At 69.0% G+C, this 20,170-nt stretch carries 20 protein-coding genes and 1 pseudogene; 7 read left to right on the forward strand and 14 right to left on the reverse strand.

Annotation, left to right across the window (positions count from 1 at the left end; genetic code table 11):
* A pseudogene (locus EXE45_RS07595) lies at positions 1-1,282 on the forward strand (hypothetical protein); the annotation flags it as partial.
* 643 nt (positions 1,283-1,925) lie between these two features.
* On the opposite strand, the gene EXE45_RS07610 reads toward EXE45_RS07595, so the two are convergent.
* From EXE45_RS07610 to EXE45_RS07620, 3 genes are all read right to left on the reverse strand, one after another.
* Positions 1,926-2,579 carry a dolichyl-phosphate hexose transferase gene (locus tag EXE45_RS07610; RefSeq protein WP_241988377.1) on the reverse strand — a complete coding sequence of 218 codons (654 nt, stop codon included), beginning with the start codon at positions 2,577-2,579 and terminating at the stop codon, positions 1,926-1,928.
* Between the two features lie 254 nt (positions 2,580-2,833).
* Positions 2,834-4,489, reverse strand: a complete 1,656-nt coding sequence (locus EXE45_RS07615) for a GMC family oxidoreductase (RefSeq protein ID WP_137693972.1) — start codon at positions 4,487-4,489, stop codon at positions 2,834-2,836.
* Entirely contained in the window at positions 4,486-5,055 is a 570-nt protein-coding gene (locus tag EXE45_RS07620) for a gluconate 2-dehydrogenase subunit 3 family protein (protein WP_137693973.1), read from the reverse strand. The genes EXE45_RS07615 and EXE45_RS07620 overlap by 4 nt, the downstream gene beginning before the upstream one ends.
* Positions 5,056-5,172: 117 nt before the next feature.
* On the opposite strand from EXE45_RS07620, the gene EXE45_RS07625 reads away from it, so the two are divergent.
* Positions 5,173-6,783, forward strand: coding sequence for an iron ABC transporter permease (locus EXE45_RS07625; RefSeq protein ID WP_092920626.1), 1,611 nt, complete (start codon positions 5,173-5,175; stop codon positions 6,781-6,783).
* 192 nt (positions 6,784-6,975) lie between these two features.
* Here EXE45_RS07625 and EXE45_RS07630 read toward each other — a convergent pair whose 3' ends face one another.
* The 6 genes from EXE45_RS07630 to EXE45_RS07650 all read right to left on the reverse strand — a co-directional run bounded on the left by EXE45_RS07630 (position 6,976) and on the right by EXE45_RS07650 (position 12,588).
* Entirely contained in the window at positions 6,976-8,034 is a 1,059-nt protein-coding gene (locus tag EXE45_RS07630; RefSeq protein ID WP_137693974.1) for a sulfite exporter TauE/SafE family protein, read from the reverse strand.
* Positions 8,024-8,188, reverse strand: coding sequence for a hypothetical protein (locus tag EXE45_RS20380; protein WP_167603330.1), 165 nt, complete (start codon positions 8,186-8,188; stop codon positions 8,024-8,026). Before EXE45_RS20380 ends, EXE45_RS07630 begins: the two co-directional genes overlap by 11 nt.
* Positions 8,189-9,049: 861 nt before the next feature.
* Positions 9,050-10,225 (reverse strand): inorganic phosphate transporter, encoded by a 1,176-nt coding sequence (locus EXE45_RS07635; RefSeq protein WP_137693975.1) that lies wholly within the window; start codon positions 10,223-10,225, stop codon positions 9,050-9,052.
* An 11-nt stretch (positions 10,226-10,236) separates the two neighbouring features.
* Entirely contained in the window at positions 10,237-10,698 is a 462-nt protein-coding gene (locus EXE45_RS07640) for a YeeE/YedE family protein (RefSeq protein WP_092920629.1), read from the reverse strand.
* A 130-nt stretch (positions 10,699-10,828) separates the two neighbouring features.
* Positions 10,829-11,386 carry a YeeE/YedE family protein gene (locus tag EXE45_RS07645; RefSeq protein ID WP_137693976.1) on the reverse strand — a complete coding sequence of 186 codons (558 nt, stop codon included), beginning with the start codon at positions 11,384-11,386 and terminating at the stop codon, positions 10,829-10,831.
* An 8-nt stretch (positions 11,387-11,394) separates the two neighbouring features.
* Positions 11,395-12,588: an MBL fold metallo-hydrolase gene (locus EXE45_RS07650; protein WP_137693977.1), complete on the reverse strand. Its 1,194-nt coding sequence runs from the start codon at positions 12,586-12,588 to the stop codon at positions 11,395-11,397.
* Between the two features lie 247 nt (positions 12,589-12,835).
* On the opposite strand from EXE45_RS07650, the gene EXE45_RS07655 reads away from it, so the two are divergent.
* Both EXE45_RS07655 and EXE45_RS07660 read left to right on the forward strand, forming a co-directional pair.
* Positions 12,836-13,081 carry a sulfurtransferase TusA family protein gene (locus EXE45_RS07655; protein WP_092920632.1) on the forward strand — a complete coding sequence of 82 codons (246 nt, stop codon included), beginning with the start codon at positions 12,836-12,838 and terminating at the stop codon, positions 13,079-13,081.
* Positions 13,082-13,083: 2 nt separating this feature from the next.
* The gene (locus tag EXE45_RS07660) at positions 13,084-13,686 is read left to right on the forward strand and encodes a DsrE/DsrF/DrsH-like family protein (protein ID WP_092920633.1); all 603 of its coding nucleotides are present in this window, start codon (positions 13,084-13,086) and stop codon (positions 13,684-13,686) included.
* Positions 13,687-13,735: 49 nt separating this feature from the next.
* Here EXE45_RS07660 and EXE45_RS07665 read toward each other — a convergent pair whose 3' ends face one another.
* From EXE45_RS07665 to EXE45_RS07685, 5 genes are all read right to left on the reverse strand, one after another.
* Positions 13,736-14,359, reverse strand: a complete 624-nt coding sequence (locus EXE45_RS07665) for a DUF1641 domain-containing protein (protein ID WP_137693978.1) — start codon at positions 14,357-14,359, stop codon at positions 13,736-13,738.
* Between the two features lie 2 nt (positions 14,360-14,361).
* On the reverse strand, positions 14,362-15,507 hold the full coding sequence (locus tag EXE45_RS07670; RefSeq protein ID WP_137693979.1) for an NAD(P)/FAD-dependent oxidoreductase: 1,146 nt from the start codon (positions 15,505-15,507) through the stop codon (positions 14,362-14,364).
* Positions 15,504-15,740, reverse strand: coding sequence for a sulfurtransferase TusA family protein (locus EXE45_RS07675; RefSeq protein WP_092920636.1), 237 nt, complete (start codon positions 15,738-15,740; stop codon positions 15,504-15,506). The genes EXE45_RS07670 and EXE45_RS07675 overlap by 4 nt, the downstream gene beginning before the upstream one ends.
* A 157-nt stretch (positions 15,741-15,897) precedes the next feature.
* The gene (locus tag EXE45_RS07680; RefSeq protein WP_137693980.1) at positions 15,898-17,181 is read right to left on the reverse strand and encodes a M20 family metallopeptidase; all 1,284 of its coding nucleotides are present in this window, start codon (positions 17,179-17,181) and stop codon (positions 15,898-15,900) included.
* A 106-nt stretch (positions 17,182-17,287) separates the two neighbouring features.
* Positions 17,288-17,707, reverse strand: coding sequence for a helix-turn-helix domain-containing protein (locus tag EXE45_RS07685; RefSeq protein ID WP_167603332.1), 420 nt, complete (start codon positions 17,705-17,707; stop codon positions 17,288-17,290).
* Positions 17,708-17,867: 160 nt separating this feature from the next.
* Here EXE45_RS07685 and EXE45_RS07690 point away from each other — a divergent pair, with 160 nt between their 5' ends.
* The 3 genes from EXE45_RS07690 (at position 17,868) to EXE45_RS07700 (ending at position 19,930) form a co-directional block, all read left to right on the forward strand.
* Positions 17,868-18,308, forward strand: coding sequence for a DUF302 domain-containing protein (locus EXE45_RS07690; protein ID WP_092920638.1), 441 nt, complete (start codon positions 17,868-17,870; stop codon positions 18,306-18,308).
* A gap of 81 nt (positions 18,309-18,389) precedes the next feature.
* A complete protein-coding gene (locus EXE45_RS07695; RefSeq protein WP_137693981.1) occupies positions 18,390-19,325 on the forward strand; it encodes an NAD-dependent epimerase/dehydratase family protein in 936 nt (311 codons plus the stop codon).
* Between the two features lie 284 nt (positions 19,326-19,609).
* The gene (locus EXE45_RS07700) at positions 19,610-19,930 is read left to right on the forward strand and encodes a hypothetical protein (RefSeq protein ID WP_137693982.1); all 321 of its coding nucleotides are present in this window, start codon (positions 19,610-19,612) and stop codon (positions 19,928-19,930) included.
* Positions 19,931-20,170 lie beyond the last annotated feature (240 nt).

A 20,170-nucleotide genomic window follows, 5' to 3' on the forward strand; every position in this document is an offset into this window, starting at 1 on the left:
CCCCCACACTAAGCCTTGGCAAACCCCGCGCGGCGGGGCGTCGGCCGGCGTCGCACGGGTCGCAGACGGCGGCGAGACCGAGGGGGCGTCGGGAGCGTCCGCCCCCTCCGACTCCCCCGCCTTCCGTCGGACCGCGGCCGCGCTGCTCGCCGGCGTCGCGGGCTCCGTCGTCGTCGGGAACCTGTACTTCTGGGGGACCCACAACGCGCTCGCGGACCTCTCGGACCCGACCGACGGGCTCGCGTCGCTGTTCGGCCCGTTCTACCACTTCGACCTGCTCGTCCCGCTGGCGGTGTTCGGCGGGCTGGGGGTCGCCGTCGGGTGGCGCGCGCTCGCCGCGGGCCGAGAGCGGCTCGCGGTCCGCGGCGTCTCGCCCGCGGTCACACGCGTCGCGCTCGCCGTCGTCGTCGCGAGCGCGGTCGCCGTCGCGGGCGTCGCCGCCGTGGACGCCGCCTCCGGCCCGATCGAGCGCAACGCCGCGGTCGACGAGAAACACGAGATCGCGTACGCGCCGTTCGACGAGACGACCTTCGAGGACGGGCTGGTGTTCGTCCCCACGCCGTACGGCGAGTGGCAGAGCCACCCGTTCCAGTATCTCCGGAACGGGCCCGGGCTCGACGGCGACGTCGTGTACGCGCTCGAACGCGACCCGGTGGAGAACTTCGCCGTGTTGGACGCCTACCCCGACCGGACGCTGTACCGCTACGGCTACCACGGCGTCTGGACCCCGAACCCGGAGGCGCACGTCGTCCCCAAGCTGGAGCCGCTAGACCGGCGGTCCGGGGGACGGATCGACGCCGAGACGACCGTCGGCGTCCCCGACCGCGTCGCCCGCGCGCAGGTCCGCGTCGACCCGCGCCGGGGCGCCCCGGGCGGTCCGGACCACGTCTCCTACACCGTGTCGGACCCCGGCGAGTCGCTCGCGGTCGACTGGGCGGTGACGCCGGCGGGAGCCCGGCTGCCCGGCGCGGAGCGCGCGGCCGCCGGGAACGCGAGCGAGCCGGTCCCGTTCGACCCCGACGGCGACGTGATCGCCGTGACGGTGACGCTCGTCGACCCCGCGGGCGCGACGTACACCTACCGGCAGGAGGTGACGGTGCGGGTGTCGGGCGGCGACGAAGCGGGCGCCGGCGGCGAGCGCGTCGAGGCCGTCTGGCCGCCCGAGCGCTCGACCTGTCGGCTCGTCACGGAGTGCGGCAACGAGGGGACGTACCTCCCCGACGAGCCCCAGACTCACCCCGAGTGGGTCGTTTTCGAGACGGAGGCTGACGCGAGCGACTAATACGCTGACTACGGATCAGCGGCGACCGGCTCCAACGCCCCAGCCGCTCGGCAATACGTGATCGACGTTTCTGCGGCGGCCACCTCCAAAGCCCCAGTCGCTCGGCTGTACATAACTAGTTCTCGAACAGCGGAGCACGCCTCCAAAGCCCCAGTCGCGAGGCCGCGGTACGCTCGTTGTCGCCCGAAAATCGGAGATTTTCGGGATGACGAGAGAGCTTCGCTCTCTCGAACCACGCTCCTCGGTCGCTCACTTCGTTCGCTCCCTGCGGTGCTTACGTCGTCATCAGAACGCGGAGCGTTCTGATTGGCTCACGAGAGCGCAGCTCTCGTGAACGCCTACTGCGGCCTCGCGACTGCCCCTTTGAGTCCCACCCCGCACCGCACAGCGACCGCACCTCACACCTCCCCAGCCTCGTCTGTCGCCCTCGCTTCGCTCGGCGACCGACTCCCTCGCGCGTGCTCCTCGCGGCCTCCGCTTCGCTCCGGCCGCTCGCAGGCACGCGCCACCGCACAGTTGCGGTCGATGACGATGGATGGAGCCGTCGCTCGGGGTCGTAGAAAACGTCGCCGGCGGCGGTCCACTGTGCCCACAGTGTACCTCCGGACCGCTGTCCGACGACGGCGTCGAGGGCGAAGCGCCCTCAGAAGCGCCGCAGTTGTTCTTCGAGACAGACGGTGACGATCGACTTCGCGATGGCCGCGCCGCCGCCGATCGGGTCCAGCTTCGTCTCGCCGAGGCGCTCGGCGTAGCGGATCGGGCGCTCGCGCACGTCGTAGCCGCGCACCAGCGGACGGATCAGCAGTTCGGCGGAGAGGCCGGTGTTCTCGGTCCAACCGATCTCCTCGACCACGTCGCGGCGGTACGCGCGCATCCCCGTGGTGGTGTCGTGGACGCGCTCGCCCATCAGCAGGCTCGCGAGCGCCGCGAACGCGTGGTTACCGAAGCGGTTGAACGCCGGCATCGCCGCCGCGCCGTGGTAGAGCCGGTCGCCGCTCACCACGTCGGCGCCGTCGTTGACCTCCGCGAGGAACTCCGGCAGCGCCTCCATCGGGTAGGTGTCGTCGCAGTCGGTCGTGACGACGACCGGGCGGTCGGGCGTCAGGATCGCCTCGCGCACGGCGACGCCGTACCCCTGCGGCTCCTGCTCGACGACGGTCGCGCCGTGTCCGCGGGCGATCTCCGGCGTTCGGTCCGCGGAACCGTCGACGCAGACGACCTCGGCCTTCCCGTCGGTGACCTCGTCGATGTCGTCGAGGACGGTTCCGATCGCCTCCTCCTCGTTGTACGTCCCCATCACGACGCTGAGGTCGTCGAACGTGAACCCGTCGCCGCCCGCGGCGCCGACGGCGGCGTCCGTCTCCTCGCTCGGGGCCGCGTCCGCGCCGTCGGTCGCGTCCGTCCCGTCGTGCGAGCCCGTCTCGTCGGCCGGATCCGTCTCGATCGAGCTCGCGGAGCCGTTCGTCGCGTGTGCTGAGTCGCTCATTACCCGTCTCTCCGTTCGCACGCACTTGAATTTTTAGGTTCACCTAAAACAACGGTGGCCGGGACTCACATCCCCGAGAGCCGGGCCTCCACGTCGTCGGCGACGCGGAGCGCGAGCGCGGCGATGGTGAGCGTCGGGTTCATCGCGCCGCTCGTGGGGAAGACGGAGCTGGAGGCGATCCAGCAGTTGTCGAGGTCGTGGGTCCGGCAGTCCGCGTCGACGACGCCCGAATCGGGGTCGTCGCTCATCCGCGTGGTCCCCATGTGGTGGTAGGCGGGGCCCGTCGCCTCCGGGCCGGCGACCCACTCGACGTCGGCGCCGAGCTCCTCTAAGATTTCGACCTGGATCTCGTTCGCGCGCTCGATGGTGTCGAGCGCGCGCTTGCCGACGGTCCACTCCATCTGCGGCACGGGGTTGCCGCGGTCGTCGGTGCGGTCGTCGGCGAGGGTGATCCGGCTGTCGGCCCGCGGCGCCTGCTCGACGAGTCCGCCCATCGCGACGTGGTTCCCGTAGCCGTCGCGGAGCCGCTCTAAGAGCGGGTCGCCCCAGTCATCGCCGGTCAGGGCCGACTCCACCGGCGAGGGGCCGGCGTAGTTGAAGAACTCCAGCTTGAACGGCGCCTGCGACTCGTCGGCCTCGTCGTAGAACTGGTCGCAGGCGCTCGTGTAGAAGCCGACGTGGTTCTGTCTGGTCGGCTCGTCGAGCGTGCCGCCCGCGCCCGCGAACAGGTGGTCCATGAAGAACTCGCCGACGTGGCCGCTCCCGTTCGCGAGCCCGTCGGGGTAGCGGTCGGAGTCGGACAAAAGGAGGAGCCGCGGCGTCTCCACGCCCCCGGCGGCGACGACGAACGCGTCCGCCGCCTGCCGGTGCCGCTCCCCGTCCGGCGTCGCGTAGACGGCGGCCGTCACCCGGTCGTCGCCGTCGTGTTCGAGCCGCTCGACCGGGGCGCGGTCGACGACCGTCGCGCCCCTCTCCTCCGCGCGCTCGACGTGGACCGTCGCGTCGTACTTCGCGCCGCTCGGGCAGACCGGCTGGCAGGTGCCGTAGCCGACGCAGGGCGACCGGTCGTCGTACGGCTCGGAGTTGCGCGCGTTCGGCACGGAGTGCATGTCGATCCCAAGCTCCTCGCAGGCCTCGGCGAACAGCGAGTCGCTGTAGGAGGGCTCGAACGCCGGCATCGGGTGCGGCTCCTCGCGCGGCGGCGCGTAGGGGTTGTCGGAGGCGCCCGCGACGCCCAGCTCCTTCTCCGCCTCGGCGTAGTAGGGGCGGAGGTCGGCGTAGTCGACGGGCCAGTCCGGGCCGACGCCGCGCTCCGTGCCGGAGTTGAAGTCGTCCTCGTGGAGCCGCATCACCATCCCCTGCCAGTGGAGCGTCGACCCGCCGATCCCCTTCACGCGAGCGTGGTTGAGCGGGTAGAACCAGTCGCCGGCGTTCTCGTGGGCGTCGCGCGCGCCGCCGACGCCCCACACGTCCGGCCGGCCGTAGAACGGGCGGATCGCCCGCTCCTGTCTCGCGAGGCGGTCGGCCGGGTCGAACCGCGGCCCCGCGTCGAGCACCACCACCTCGCGGTCGCCCGCGAGCCGGTCGGCGACGAGCGCGCCCGCGGGACCCGCGCCCACGACGCAGACGTCGGCGTCGGGGACCGGAGTGCGGTCGACCTCCTCGTCGGCGCCTCCCTCAGCCTCCGACCGCCCGTCGCCGACGCTCTCGGCGCCGCTCATCGCGGCCCCTCCTGGTAGCTCTCCGCGCCGCCGGCGTACCCCTGCGGGTTCTCGATCCCGACGAGCTCGCCGCCAGCCGGCGACGAGTACAGCGCGAGCAGCAGCTCGTTCACGACGAAGAAGCGGACGCGCTCCGCGGCCGTCCCCCCGGGATCCTCCTCGGCCGTGTCGGCGCCGAGCCCGCGCAGCAGGTCGTCGCGCTCGGCCGCCGAGAGCTCGGCGACGGGCGCGTCGTACCACGACCGGGCCGCCGACTCGACCTCGGCGACCGCGGCGCGGACCCCCTCGGCGTGCGCCGACCCGTCGAGGCGCCCGTCGAGGAAGCGGTCGACGAACGCGCCGATCCCGGAGACCTCTTCGGGGTAGAGGACCCGCGCCACCGCGGTCATCGCCTCGCGGACCGCTTCGTCGTCGGGAGGGCCTTCGCCGTCCCACGCCGCGTCGGCCTCGTCGTCTCCGGGTCCGCCGCCCCGATCGTCGGTCGCCCGACGGACGCCGAGCGCGACCCCGCCGGTCGCGCCGATCGCGGCCAGCGCGGCCGCCGCGTCGCGTCGCGTCAGTTCCATGGAACTTTTTAGGTGGCCCTAAATTCATATATCCGTCGGAGTGCGCTCGCCGGGCGATCGGAACCCCTAACGCGGGGCGGCCCCTCACTCGGACAGAGCGACTCCCTCCCCCGCACAATGACCCTGCGAACCCGGATCCGCGACCGGCTGACCGACGGCGACGACAGGCTCCCGCTCGGGCTGACGCTGCTGTGTGCGGCGATCGCCGCCACGCTCGTGTTCCCCCTGACGTGGCTCGTGATCAGGGCGGCCGCCGTCGACCGGCAGCGGGCGATGGACCTCGTGTTCAGCGCCGGCACCGCCGAGGTGCTCGTCAACAGCCTCGTGCTGATGGCGGGCGTCACCGCCGCCTCGATCCTCATCGGCGTGCCGCTCGCGTACCTCACCGCCCGGACCGACCTCCCGTTCCCCCGCTTCTGGTCCGTCGCGGCCGCGCTCCCGCTCGTCGTGCCGAGCTACGTCGGCGCGTTCTCGTTCGTCTCCGCGTTCGGCCCGCAGGGGGCGTTCCACAATATTCTCGCCCCGCTGGGCGTCGAGCGGGTGCCCAACATCTACGGCCTCTCCGGCACGATCTTCGTGATCACGCTGTACACCTACCCCTACGTCTACCTCACCACCCGAGCCGCGCTGCTGTCGTTCGACACGACGATGCTCGAGGCCGCCCGGACGCTCAACCACGGCCGGCTCGCGGCGTTCCGCCGGGTGACGCTCCCGACGATCCGGCCCGCGATCGCCGCCGGGGCGCTGCTCTCGGCGCTGTACGCCGTCTCCGACTTCGGGACGCCCTCGATCATGCGGCTCCCGGTGTTCACCCGGCAGATCTACGTGGAGTACAACTCCTTCGGCAGCGACTACGCCGCGCTGCTCTCCCTCCAGCTGCTCGTCGTGGTCGTCCTCGTGCTCGCCTTGGAGTGGGCGGTCCGCTCGGACCGGAACGCGAGCGGCGACGACGCGGGGCGGACGGACGACCGGGTGTCGCTCGGCCGCCTGCGCTGGCCCGCGACCCTGCTGCCGGCCGCGGTGTCCGGCACCGCACTGCTCGTCCCCCTGTGGATCCTCGGGCTGTGGCTGCTCCGGGCCGAGTCCGGGCGCCGCCCCTCGCTGGCGTTCGAGCCGATCATGGTGCTCAACTCCGTGTCGGTCTCCGCGGCGGCGGCCGTCGCCGCCGCGCTCGCCGCGATCCCGATCGCCTACTTCGCCGCGAACCACGACTCGCCGTTCGCGGTGATCTTCGAGCGGGCGACGTACGTCGGCTTCGCGGTCCCCGGCATCGTGCTGGCGCTCGCGCTGGTGTACTTCGGGTCGGGGTACGCCCCGTGGATCTACCAGACGCTCCCGCTCTTGATCTTCGCGTACGTCGTCCGGTTCCTGCCGCAGGCGGTCGGGTCGACGCGGACCTCCATCCTCCAGATCGACCGGCGGCTCGTCGAGGCGGCGCGCACCCTCGGCGAGTCGTCGACCGGCGCGTTCAGGCGCGTGACGTTCCCGCTCACGCGATCCGGCATCGTCGCCGGCGCCGCGCTCGTGTTCCTCACGACGATGAAGGAACTGCCCGTCACGCTGGTGCTCCGCCCGACCGGGTTCGACACGATCGTCACGCAGATCTGGCGCGCGCAGCAGAACGCGTTCTACCAGTACGCGGTCGTCCCCACGCTCATCCTGCTCCTCATCTCCGGGCTCTCGATGGTCGTCCTCCTCACGCAGGAGGGCGGCGAGGAGGGGCTATGAGACGGGGGTGCTCCGCTTCCACCGTCTCCACCGATGACCGAGGCGAGCGCCTCGGGGCTTGACTTCGAGGCGGTTCGTCGGAATCGGGGCCGATGTCGGTCGTCCGGGTCGGTGTCTGCTGGCCCCACCGACCGCTGGACTCGATTGACGCACGCGAGTCCGTCCGCCTCGAACCGCCCGGGCGGGAACCGGTCAGTCTGCGGTGGAGGTCCGTCGCCGTCGCGTCACGCGGAGCGACGTGATCGCCGCGTACAACACCCCGAACGCGACGACGACCGCCGCGCCGATGACGAGCACCAGTCCGAGCAGCTCGAGCGTCGCGTTGCCGAGGTAGGAACCGACTTCACCGATGCCCACGGCGACGGAGCCGACCAGCAGCATCCCGCCGAAGTACACCTTGATCTCGTCGGCGTCGACGACGGCGGTCGCGGCGGAGCCGACGCGCGCACCGAGTGCGCTCCCGAACAGCAGCGGGGCGACGATGCCGAGATTCACGCCGCCACCCTGTCCGTAGAGGTAGCTCCCGAGCCCGCCGGAGAAGACGATCTCGAAGAGGTCGGTCCCGACCGCGACGGGCACCGGAACGCCGATCGCGTAGATCATCGCGGGCATCCGGATGAAGCCGCCGCCCACGCCGAGGAAGCCGGACAGGACGCCGGTCGCGAAGGCGACGGCCGTGATGACCCACGCGGAGACGCGGACGTCGCCGCGGAGCGTCACCATCGGCGGAATGCGAACGGTCCGCTGGATTTTCTCGGCGATCTCGGGGATCTCGTACTCGTCGAGGTCCCTATCGGTCGCCTCGTGGTCGATTCCGCCCTCGCCGTCGCCTTTGAGGGCGTCGCGGGTGACCATCGCGCCGACGCCGCCGAGCAGGACGACGTAGGCGACGCTGATGACGCCGCCGGCGAGCCCCATCGATTCGAGGTAGTAGACGCTGGCGCGGCCGACCTCGATCCCGATCGTCGTCCCGGTGATCATGATCGCGCCGAGCTTGTAGTCCACCTGCCCGAGGTCGTGGTGTTTCAGCGTCGCGATGACGGCGGTTCCGAAGACGAACGCCATCCCGCTGCCGACCGCGACGGGCGCCGGGTACTCTAACATGAGCAGGGCCGGCGTGACGAGGAACGATCCACCCATGCCGAAGAACCCGAACAGGACGCCGACGACGAGGCCGAACCCGACGAACAAGGCGAGCATCTCGGGGCTCGTCCCCAGGAAGCCGGCCCCGCTGAGAAGGCTACCGAGCACTCGCGTCACCTCCGACGACGAGCCGCATCAGAGAGGGACCGACGAGCCGTTCGAGGCCGCCGTAGCCCACGTACAGTACGAACGCTTCCAGGAGGATCGCGCCGATAAGCAGGGCCGTCTCCGGGTCCCACGTGGGTATCTCTAGTCCTGCCATCGACTCTCCCTCCGACTTCCGAAGGCGGAAATTCGCTTCTGGTACATTTCTGCTCGCTCTCCCCTACCTGCCTCGCGCCTATAACGGTTTTGGGGTTACTGTACAAGACTATATTCGGGTAACCTCGGCCGGAGTACCGATAACTTATCGAGAGGTTTTCGTGTGCGGAGGGCCAGGCGGACCGTCGGTGGGCGTTGCCCTCGTCGGACTCTGGATGCTCCTGTCGCTCGGTTGTAAATAACTGGCTGTGGATCGGTGGAAAGCGCCTCTAACTTCCGAGTCGTTCGCTTATAAACAACTGACCGTGGATCGGCGGCGAACACCTCCGAAGCCCCAGCCGTGAGGCGGGCGCACGCTCGCTGTCGTTCGAGACGCCTCCGGCGTCTCGTGATGACGAAACGGCTCCGCCGTTTCGAACCACGCTCCTCGTCACTCGCTGCGCTCGTTCCTGCGGTGCTTGCGTCGTCATCAGAACGCTTCGCGTTCTGATTGGCTCACGAGAGCTGCGCTCTCGTGAACGCCTGCGCTCGCCTCCCGGCAGCGTGGCGCTACGCGCCACGGGCAACCGGCGGCGGAGCCGCCGGTGACTGCCCCTTTGAGTCCCACCCCGCACCGCCCCGCACAGCACCTCACGCCTCCCCAGCCTCGTCGGCCTCCCTCCGGTCGGCCGACTCCAGCGAGGGACCTTCGGTCCCTCTGGCAGCCGGCGCGTAGCGCCGGCGACAGCGAGGCGCGACGCGCCTCTGGCAGTCGGGCGAAGCCCGACGACCTCGCGCGTGCTCCTCGCGCCCTGCGGGCGCTCGGAGGCACGCGCCACCGCTTCGGATATTTATAAAAGAACTGCCGCCGCGGCGTGTCCGTTTATAAAAAGAGCGCCGCGGCGGCGTACGCGAGCGCGAACGAGATGACGAACGAGCCCGCCCACGCGCCCACCGTCGTGAGGATCTTCTCGGCGTCCACCGCGTCGCGGCCGCCGACGGCCGCGCCGCTCCCGATGATGGCGCTCACGACGATCTCGTTGAACGAGACGGGAACGCCGAGGAGGACCGCCAGCTGCGCGATCAGAAACGACGGGACGAGCGCCGAGATGGAGCGGCGGGGCCCAAGCGACGAGTAGTCCTGCGCCAGCGACTTGATCATCCGCGGCGCGCCGGTCCACGAGCCGACCAGCATCCCGAACCCGCCGCCGACGAGCACGGCGGTCGTCGAGATCATCCCCACCTCGTCGAGCAGCGGCAGCAGCGGGCCGACCGCCAGTCCGACCTGACTCCCGCCCGCGGAGAACGCGACGAGCGAGCCGAGCGCGAGCAGGACGTGCCGCAGTCCGCCCTCCTCGTCGCGGCTCACGTCCCACCGGACGACGGTCGCGACGGCCAGCGCCGCGAGGCCCGTGATCGCGACCGCCGGCGCGAGCCCGTCGACCCCCAGCGCGTGCTGGGCGACGCCGCGGAGCATGCCCGATTCGGGCCCGTCACCCAGGAAGCTGAACCGGACGTTCACGAGGACGGCGCCGACGAGCCCGGCGAGGGCCGGGACGCTGTACCGCTCGGGAACGCCGGGCCGCGGGAGGACGGAGGCGATACCGAACGCGATGCCGCCGCCGACGAACGGCGTCAACAGCCAGACGGCGCCGATCTGTTGGTACTTCGCCCAGACCGGCGTCCCGCCGAGGGCGAGGCCGACGCCGATGACGGCGCCGGTCACGGTGAACGCGGTCGCGATCGGGATCCCGGTGGTGATGCCGACCGCCATCAGCCCCGCGCCGAGGACGAGCACGAGGATGACCCCGGCGACTGGCAGGCCGATCCCGCCGACGAGGCCGCTGCCGACGGCCTCGGAGACCTTTCCGCCTTGGGCGATTGCGCCGGCGAAGCCGAAGACGCCGACCAGCAGGGCCGCGCGCATCGTGCCGATAGCGTTCGCGCCGACGGCGGGCGCGAACGGCGTCGCGCCGCTCGACCCGGCGCCGATCACCCACGCCATGAACAGGCTGGCGAGCGCCGCGCCGACGAAGAGCGCGATAAGAGCGGGGTCCATCGGAGGGTGCGCTAGTCCGCGCCCGCCGCGGCGGCGTCGCGGGCCCCGCTCCGGCTCCGCCAGTAGCCCTGCGCGTACGCCCCGACGAACATCCCGCCGAGCGCCCAGAGGATGGTGACGTTGCCGACCCCGAGGCTGGCGTACGCGGCGCCCGGGCAGATCCCCGAGAGCCCCCAGCCGACGCCGAAGACGGCGCCGCCGACGAGGACGTTCCGGTCGAACGGTTTCAGCCGGCGCTCGTAGGGGTCGCCCGTGAGGGGTGCGGCGTCCCGGAACCGGGGGAGCAGCGCGAACGCGATCCCGGAGACGATCGCGGCCCCGAACATCACGAACGGGAGCCCGAGGTCGTCGAACAGGAGGAAGTTCACCACGACCTCCGGCCGCGCCATGTGGCTGAACCCGAGTCCGAACCCGAAGATGATACCGCCGACGAAGATCAGCGGCTTGAACAGCGGATGCCTGTCCGCGCTCACGTGTCGCTCCCTCCGGTCGCTCCCGTTCGCGCAGTTCGAGACGCTCGCCGCTCACGGCTCACGTCCGTTCGCCGTTCGCTCCCCGAGTCGCTCACTCCGTTCGCGCCTCGGTCCGCTCGCGTCTCGCGCATCACGGACTCACCCCCAGCGCGGCGACGACCTGCGCGGTCCCGATCGCCACGGTCAGGAACGTCGCGACGCCGACAAGCGACGTCTTCGACGCCGAGCCGACGCCGCAGACGCCGTGCCCGGACGTACAGCCCTTGCCGATCCGAGTTCCGATTCCGACGAGGACACCGCCGACGAACAGCCGCCACGGTTGGACGTCGGTCGCCCAGAGCGTCACGCCGGCGACCTCGTACAGCTGGCCGGTCGTTCCGGGCTCGTACAGCGGACTCGTGACCAGTCCGGACTGGAACGTCGCCGCGAACGCCAGCCCGCCCAGGACGATGCCGGCCGTGAACACGACCCGCCAGTCCCGGGAGCCGACGTACCGCTGGAACCGCGACCGGTCGGAGACGTACGACAGCGTCGACTCCAAGAACGTACTCGCCCCGGCCGGGATTCCCGTCCCGACGTAGATCAGAACGGTCCCGAGCCCGACGAGCAGTCCGCCGACGGCGTACCGGCTGATCCCGTTGGGGAACAGCTCGGCGACAGCCTGCAGCAGTACTGGGTCAGCGACCATGTGCGTCGTCAGTCACCCGCGAGGGAGTCCTGGCTGGCGGCGCAGTTGTTCGGCCCGAGCTCCAGGGTGAACGCCTCCTCGTCGTCGACGGCGTTCCGCCCGAGGTTCGTCGCGATGATGTCCTCGTAGTTGGCCGGCCGCGGCGGCATGTCCGAGAGGATCAGGTCGACGAACGCCCGTTCGTCCATCGTGAGCGCGTCCATCTCCGCGACGAGCTCGCCGATGGGCGCCGTGTAGGTGCCGTCGTCGGCCGGGACCGCGGCGTCGCTGAAGTGCGCGCCGCCGACGAGCGTGTCGTCCGGCAGCGAGAGGACGCGCTCCTGTAGCGACTCGTACAGCATGCGCGCCGCGTCGGGGGCGCCCTCGTCGCCCTCTTCGAGGTCGGGGCGGGCGACGCTCTCGACGAACAGCCCGTCGCCGGTCGCGAGGAGGCTCTCGTCGACGAGGTAGGAGGTCATCCCGGTCGTGTGGCCGGGGGTGTAGACGGCCTCGATCGTCGCGCCGCCGACCTCGAAGGTGTCGCCGTCTTCGGCCGTGGTCAGCTCGTCGGCGTACGTGACGCCGCGGTCGACGGCGGCCGCCGGGATGACGCCCTCCACGCCCTCGGCGTCGAGGTCGCGCACGCCCGAGACGTGGTCGGCGTGGACGTGCGTGTCGAGCGCGTACGTCAGGTCGACGCCGAGGTCGTCCGCGTCGTCGAGGTAGCGGTCGGTGAACGCCCGGAGCGGGTCGATGATCGCGGCCTCGCCGTCGTGATAGAGGAGGTAGCCGAGGCAGCCCGAGGACGGACGCTGGTACTGGAGGAGCGTGCCGGCGCCGTCGTAGCGCTCGACCTCGACGGCCTCGTAGACGCTCGCCCAGCCGTTCATCCCGTCTTCGAGGTGGTCGACGTCGTAGCCGCGCTCCGCGAGCGCGCCCGCGACGTACTCGCTGGCGCCGCCCTTCGCGCACAGCACGGTCACCTCGCGGTCGTCGGGGATCCGATCGAGGACGTCGTCGTCGATCTCGTCGTCGAGGAACTCGAAGTACGGGACGTTGATCGACGCGACGTTCTCGCCGTCGATGCGCCACTCCTCGTAGTCAGACCCCATACGCGTGTCGAGGATCGTCACGTCCTCGCCGGCGTCGATTCGACGTTTGAGCGAGTCCGGGTCGACGGAATCGACGTCGACGTCCGGAGTCGGAAAGTCGTCGGCATTCATATTTCGCGGTCGGTTCTACCGGGTCGACGCACAAAAGAATTTTCATAGTATTTCCTTTTTTGAACAATACTATTGCCGGTCGCGGGCATCAGATATTCCTCTAAAGTATCTAATACGGGTTATAGAGTGCCTAAATACGTTTCGCGTTATATGGTAGTTGGCGATCTTCACAAGAAACAACAATCTTTTACCTTGGTGGAGGGTATTGTGCGATAGCTCCAATACACGCGGCCGGAGCAGATACACAATGAGTTCCGAATTCGACATCGCGGAGACGCTCGACGTGAAAGGCGCATCGTGCCCAATGCCAGTGGTGAAGACGAAGTCCGCCATCGACGGTCTCGCCGCGGGCGAGGTCCTCGAAGTGCTGGCGACCGACCCCGGCAGCATGAGCGACATCGACGGCTGGGCCGACGGCACCGCGGGCGTCGAGCTCGTCGACCAGACGGAGGGCGACGACGTGTACAAACACTACGTCCGCAAGACCGAGTAACGATGGGCACGGACACATCCGACGCGTCGGCCGACGACGCCTCCGACGGCGCCTCCGAGGCGACCGACGGCGACGCCCCCTCCCGCGCGGAGCTGGCCGCGCGCGTCGACGAGCTCGAGGACGCGCTCGCCGAGGCCGACGACGGCGGCAAGAAAATGAGCATCATCGCCACGAAGGGGACGCTCGACATGGCGTACCCGCCGCTCATCCTCGCCAGCACCGCGGCCGCGTTCGGCTACGAGGTGACCGTCTTCCACACGTTCTGGGGGCTCGACATCCTCCACGAGGAGCGCTCGAAGAGCCTCAAGCTCAGCTCCGTCGGCAACCCCAACATGCCCGTCCCCAACGCCGTCGCCGCGCTCCCCGGCATGGACCGCGTGACGACGCGGATGATGGAAAAGCGGATCGCGGACAACGACACCGCCACGGTCGAGGAGCTCCTCGAGACGAGCCTCGACATGGGCGTGGAGTTCCAGGCCTGTCAGATGACCATCGACCTGATGGACTACGACGAGGACGACTTCTACGACGGCGTCACCGCGGGCGTCGGCGCCGCCACCGCGCTCCAGGACATGGCCGAGGCGGACATCCAGCTGCTCGTCTGACCGCCGAAAAACGAACCGCTGTTCCGATCCCCGAACTCCCGTTCTCCCGCTACGACTCCCCGGCGGTGCGCTCGCGGCCGATCGCGCCCGCCACCGCCAGCAGGTAGCCCAGCCCGTACTGGACCTCCGGGTCGCGCACGCCGCGGAGCAGCCCGACGGCCCCGACCCGCTCTGGCGGTTCGCGCTCCGCCTCGCCGACGCCCTTCAGCAGCGTCTCGACGCCGTCGCGGGCGTCGTCGTCGGCCGCGGTCTGCGCCACTTCGCCGAGCGCGGCGCCGGTGCCGGCCAGCGACCTCACCATCTCGTCGTCGAGGGCCGCGGTCGCCAGCGACCCGACCTCGGCGATCTCGGCCAGCTCGTCGAGCGTCCCGCTCCGCTGGAGTTCGAGCAGCGTGTCGAGCGCCGCCCGCAGCTCGTCGCCGTTCTCGCCGACCCGCTCGGCCAGCTCGACGGTCTCGTCGGTCGCCAGCCCGTCGGCGGACTCCGCGAGCGTCGACCCCGTTGCCGAGAGCTCGCGGACCATCTCGTCGGAGAGCGCGCTCTCGCCCAAGGAGAGGGCATCCAGCAGCTCGTTGACGGCGTCGAGCCGCTCCACGAACGCGGCGACGGCCTCGGGATTTTCTCGGATCGCCGCCTCGAGTTCGGCCGACTCGGAAGGATCCGTCTCGGACATGGTCAGAGCAGCCCCCGCGCGGTGAGCCAGTAGGACTCGTTGTACGCCAGCTTCGACCAGTGGAGCTTCTCCGAGGGGGGCGCAGGCGACGGCGGGGTCTCGTAGTCGAACTCGACGAACGAGGCCGCGTCGGTTCCGGTCTCGACGAAGCACAGCGTCTTGCCGTCGTACGTCGCCGTCGCCGGGCGACCGCGGACCTCGCTGGCGAGGCGCCGGCCGACGACGCCGGCCTGGTAGTGCGCCACGCTGCCCGCGTTCGGGACGCCGGTGTCGGCGGTGTCGCCGAGCGCGTAGACGTTCTCGGCGGCCTCGGCCTCCAAGGTGTGTTTGTCGACGTCGACCCAGCCGTCGTCGCCGAGCCCGGCCGCCTCGATCAGGTCGACGCCGCCGTGGGGCGGGATCGTCACGAGGAGGTCGTAGTCGAGCTCGGTCCCCTCCATCGACGTGACCGTCTCCGCGTCGGGGTCGACCGACTCGGCGTTGAAGAACGTCTCCACGTTGATGTCCCGTTCCTCCATGATGGGGCGGGCCCACTCGGCGATGTGGGGATTGCCGTGGACGCGCTGGATCGGGTACGTGTAGGTGATGTCGACGTCCTCGCGCAGGCCGCGCTCGCGGAACCAGTCGTCGGCTATGAAGACGAACTCCAGCGGCGCCGCCGGACACATGTGGGGAGTGCCGACGACGCTCAACACGAGCTCGCCCTCGGTGAACGACAGCAACTCCTCGCGCAGGGCGGTCGCGCCCGACTCGCTGTAGTAGTCGTGGCCGCCCGCCGCGAGGCCGGGAACCCGGTCGGGCTCCAGCGTCGACCCGGTCGCCAAGACGAGGTGATCGTACGCCATCGACGGCCCGCCGCCGTCGAACCGGAGCCGCCGGGAGTCGGTATCGATCTCGGTCGCCCGATCGATCCGGAGGTCGACCGCGTCGTCGACCAGTTCGTCGAGCGCGCGGCGACCGTCCGCCGGTTCGCGCTGTCCGAACGGCACGTACAGCCAGACCGGCTTGTAGACGTGGTCGGGGTCGTCGTTGATCAGGGTGACCTCGACGTCGCCGGCGTCGAGCTCGGGTTCGAGCCGATCTGCGAGGTCGTTGGCGAGGACGGTGCCGCCGGTCCCGCCCCCGACGATGACGACGCGCTCGGTCATGCTTTCTCCACGTAGAACGCGTTGTGGTCGTCGCGCTCCTCGACGGCGAGCAGCTCGTTGCCGGCCTCCTCGGCCCACTCGGGGACGTCGGTGAGCGACTGATCGTTGTCGCTCAGGAGTCGGACGACGTCCCCCGACTCGGCGCTCCGAATCGCTCCGATGAGGTCCATCAGCGGGCCGGGACACGCTGCGCCTCTGGCGTCGACGGTCTCTTGAGGTTCGATGTCGGTCATGACGGTCTCACACGCGGTAGTTACGGGCGTGTGGTATTAGTATTGTGAGTAAATTCCAATATTCTAGAAACACTCTGACGGGAGGCGGACGGGCCGATCGCGACCGCGGTACCTCGACCGTCCCACCGACGTGTACCGGGCGGGTGCGGGGCGTCGACTATCGGTCCGTCTCCGCGCGCCACGCCGCCGGTAGCCGGGCGTAGACGACCGCGTTGTCGACGAGCGCGTCGACCGGGACGTACTCGTCGGGCGCGTGGAGCGTGTCGGTCCCGAGCGCGAACTCGACGGTCGAGATCCCGGCGTTCCGAAGCCTCTTGGCGTCGCCGCCGCCCGTGGCGCTCCGCCTGAACACGCGGTCACCGGTAACGCCCGCCGCCGTCGACGCGACGGCCTCGACGAGCGGACCGTCGGGGTCTTCGGCCGTGCCGACGCTCCACGAGACATCGGCGATCGCGACCCCCTCGCAGTCGGCGACGCACTCGCGGATCCCCGCGAGCACGTCGGGGGTGTGGACGCCGGCCGTCAGCCGTACGTCGACCTCGGCGCGCGCCGAGTCCGGGACGGCGTTCACCGCGTCGCCGCCCTCGAAGACGCCGAGGTTGATCGACGGATATCGGAACAGGTCCCGCGCGGCCGCCTCGCCCATCGACAGGGCGTAGTACGCGACCGATTCCTCGACGATCGGCTCCATCTCGGCGCCGATCGCCAGCCGCTCGGTACCGAATCGATCGCGCATCGTCTCGACGGCGTCGTACAGTCGGTCGACGGCGTTGACGCCGAGCGTCGGCCGGGAGCCGTGCGCCGCCTCGCCCGACGCCTCGAGCGTCAGCCAGATGCTCCCCCGGTCCGCGACCGTGACGGAGCGGCGGCCCTCCTCGCAGGTCGGCTCGCCGATCACGCAGGCGTCCGCGTCGAGCAGCCCCGCGTCGAGCAGCGCCGGGAGCCCGGCGTCGCCGCCCACCTCCTCGTCGCTCACGAAGGCGAACAGGAGGTCGACGGACGGGTCGGTTTCGGTGGCCGCGAAGGCTCGGATCGCGAACAGCAACGACGCCACGGCGCCCTTCATGTCGGTCGCGCCCCGCCCGTAGACGCGGTCGTCGTCGCGCTCGCCGAGCGGGTCGCGCGTCCATGCGTCGGCGTCGAAGGGCACGGTGTCGAGGTGCCCGTCGAACAGCAGCGTGCGGTCGGCGTCGCCGGGGACCCGCACGAGCAGGTTCGGCTTCGCCGGGTCGACGGCGAACCGCTCGACCTCGACCGGGAGGGGGTCGAGGAACCGCTCGATCGCGGCGACGATCTCCCGCGTGTCGCCGGGGGGATTCGACGTGTCGACTGCGAGCAGGTCGAGGGCCAGCGAGACCAGCGCCTCGCGGTTTGCCCGCACGTACTCGGCGGGAGCGTCTTCGCCGGTCGTCGTCGGGGCCGCTCCCGTCTCCTCGGACATGAGTTCACCTTCGGTCCCCACCGATTTATTTATTTTGTATAATTCACACAATACCGTGGCGGCGGATCGCGTGGGTACGTCGGCGGGTGGTGCGGTCGCCCGCGCGTCAGGGATCGGGTCGAATCGGCCGGTCCTCACGCCCTGCCGTTTCGCGTCCGTACCGGTCCTCGAACTCCTGTACGAGCTGATTGACGGTCGCGTACCAGCTGTTGAGCAGCCGTCGCATTTCGCGCGCGGCCTCCTCGGACGTTCGCGGTCGGTACGCGTAGTAGTACCCGCCGTGGTCGTAGTTCTCCTGTCGCTGAACGACGACACCGGCGTCGACGAGCCGCGAAATCGACCGGTACGCCGTCGACCGCTCGCAGTCCAGTCGGTCCGCCACGTCGTCCACGGTGAGGTCTCCGTCCGTCTGGTGTAGCTCCTGAAAAACCGTCTGGTCCCGATCGTTGAGCCCGTGAACGCACTCTAAGAGGTCGAGACACTCCAGGTCGCGTTCGAGGTCCTCGCGCACTGAACCGGACGTCATATCGAACAGTAGGGCGGCAGAGCGGGTTAAAGTTGTTCTCAAATAGCACAATACTGTTGCGGCCGGACGTCGTGCCGTGGATGTCCAACTGGTCGCGTCACCGCTCTCTCCGTGTGCTATCCGAAGAGCCTTTGTTACGTAGGCCCAAGACAATACACGAATGACGCTTCCAATCGACCCGAGTCAGATCGATCCAGACGACATCGGTGAACAGCAAGCCACCCTCGAGATGGACCACGAGGAGGCGATCGAACACGTCCGCGAGGTGTTCACCGACGCCGGATTCGGCGTCCCCGTCGAGTTCTCGCCGTCGGAGATGCTCAACGAGAAGGTGGACGCGGGCCGCGACCCCTACTACGTCTTGGGCGCGTGTAACCCCGAGGTCGCCGACCGCGCGCTCGACGCGACCGACAACAAGCTCGGCGCGCTGATGGCGTGTAACGTCGTTATTTGGGAAGAGGCCCCCGGCAAACAGCGCGTCTACCACGTTTCCATCATGCGTATCGCTCGGCTCGTCGGGATGGCGCCGGACGACGACGAGATGGCGAGCATCGTCGCCGATACCGGCGAACTCGTCGACGAAGCGTTCGAGAACCTGTAGTCGCGTTCCGCCCTGTTCCTGTCCCGCTCGACTCCCGCCCCGATTCCACACCTACTTATCCGCAACCACCGACAGTCCGGTATGAACCTCGCCGATTCGCGCGTGCTCGTCACCGGCGGCGCCGGCCTCGTCGGGAGCCACCTCGCGGCCGACCTGCTCGACCGCGGCGCGGCCGTCCGCGTCGCCGACGACCTCTCGAAGGGGACCCGCGACCGGGTGCCCGACGGCGCGGAGTTCGTCGCGGCCGACGTGACCGACCCCGACGACGTCGCCCGCGCGGTCACCGAGGACCTCGACGTCGTCTTCCACTTCGCGGCGTACACCGACACGAACTACGACGACGACCGCGTCCTCTTCGAGGAGAACACCGAGATGACGTACAACGTCTTAGAGCGGATGCGCGAGGTCGGCGTCGACCGGTTCGCGTTCACCTCCTCGTCGACGGTGTACGGCGAGGCGCCGCGGCCGACGGCCGAGGACTACGGCCCGCTCGAACCCATCTCGATCTACGGCTCCTCGAAGCTCGCCGACGAGGGGCTCATCTCCACGCACGCCCACTCCTACGGGATTCAGTCGTGGGTGTTTCGCTTCGCGAACATCGTCGGCCCGCGCCAGCGCGGCAACGTGATCCCCGACTTCATCGAGAAGCTGGACGAGGACCCGACGGAGCTGGAGATCCTCGGCGACGGCCGCCAGGAGAAGTCGTACATGTACGTCACCGAGTGCGTCGACGCGATCCGGCACGTCGTCGAGGGCGCCGACGACGCGTACAACGTGTACAACCTCGGCACGCGGACGACGACCTCCGTCACCGACATCGCCGACATCGTGAGCGATGAGCTGGGCGTCGACCCCGAGTACGCCTACACCGGCGGCGACCGCGGCTGGACCGGCGACGTGCCGAAGATGCGCCTGTCGATCGCGAAGCTGGCCGACCTCGGCTGGGAGCCGTCGATCGAGAGCGACGCGGCGGTCCGGCGCAGCGCCCGCGAGCTTATCGACGAGATCGTCTCGTAAGAATCCGACTCCGGGATCGGCTGTTCTGCGGGAGGCTTCTGAACCCTCGGCCGCTCGCTTATAAATAACCGGCTCTGGTGAAACCCTCAACGAGTGATATATTCTGCCCCACCAGCGGTCAATACAGAGGACTAACAAATCGCTCAGTACAGATGGTACGGTACGGATAGCGGACGTGATTGTTCGGCCTCAACTACGAGGTTCTTGGTTTCTACCGGTTGTAGCCGACAGAACAAGAGTTGACCTATATAAAGATTTAAGTCAATCTGTTATTCGTAATACCTATGCCAAGCCAAGATCCTGATGATCCACCAGAATACAAAACTTTTCAAAAAGTAGCAGTAAATGGGAATATTGTTGGTGAACTTAGGGTAAAACCCGACGCTTTATTATCAGACATCGAAGACGCAGCTTTCACCACGATATTAGCTGCCCAATTTGGTGAGGTTGCGCAAGAAGACGACGGAGGAGACTCTGAGATGCTCGAAAAGTATGATCCAGAAATACAAATCTGGACTGAGAACGAAGACGACGACGAATCGTCTTGGTCAGATCCACAGGACTTTTCAGAAACACATTTCCTCGATGTGTACGAGAACCTATAGCTGAACTAAGAGTTATCGAACAGGTATTCGTCCCTATTTCACCCATTCGGGCTTGCTCCATTCGCACTCTTCAGCGACTAGACGTTTCAGGCAAAATCTGTCTGGAGAATAGGATTTCAACAGCGACAAATAATCGTCTGTAGACCTGCGGTGAACACCGCCAAAGCCCCAGCCGCTTACGTATAAATCGCTGCTGACGGATCGACGGAGAAGGCCTCCAAAGCCCCAGCCGCTCGGCTG

The sequence above is a fragment of the Halorubrum sp. SP9 genome (genome assembly GCF_005435015.1).
Taxonomy (GTDB): Archaea; Halobacteriota; Halobacteria; order Halobacteriales; family Haloferacaceae; genus Halorubrum; species Halorubrum sodomense.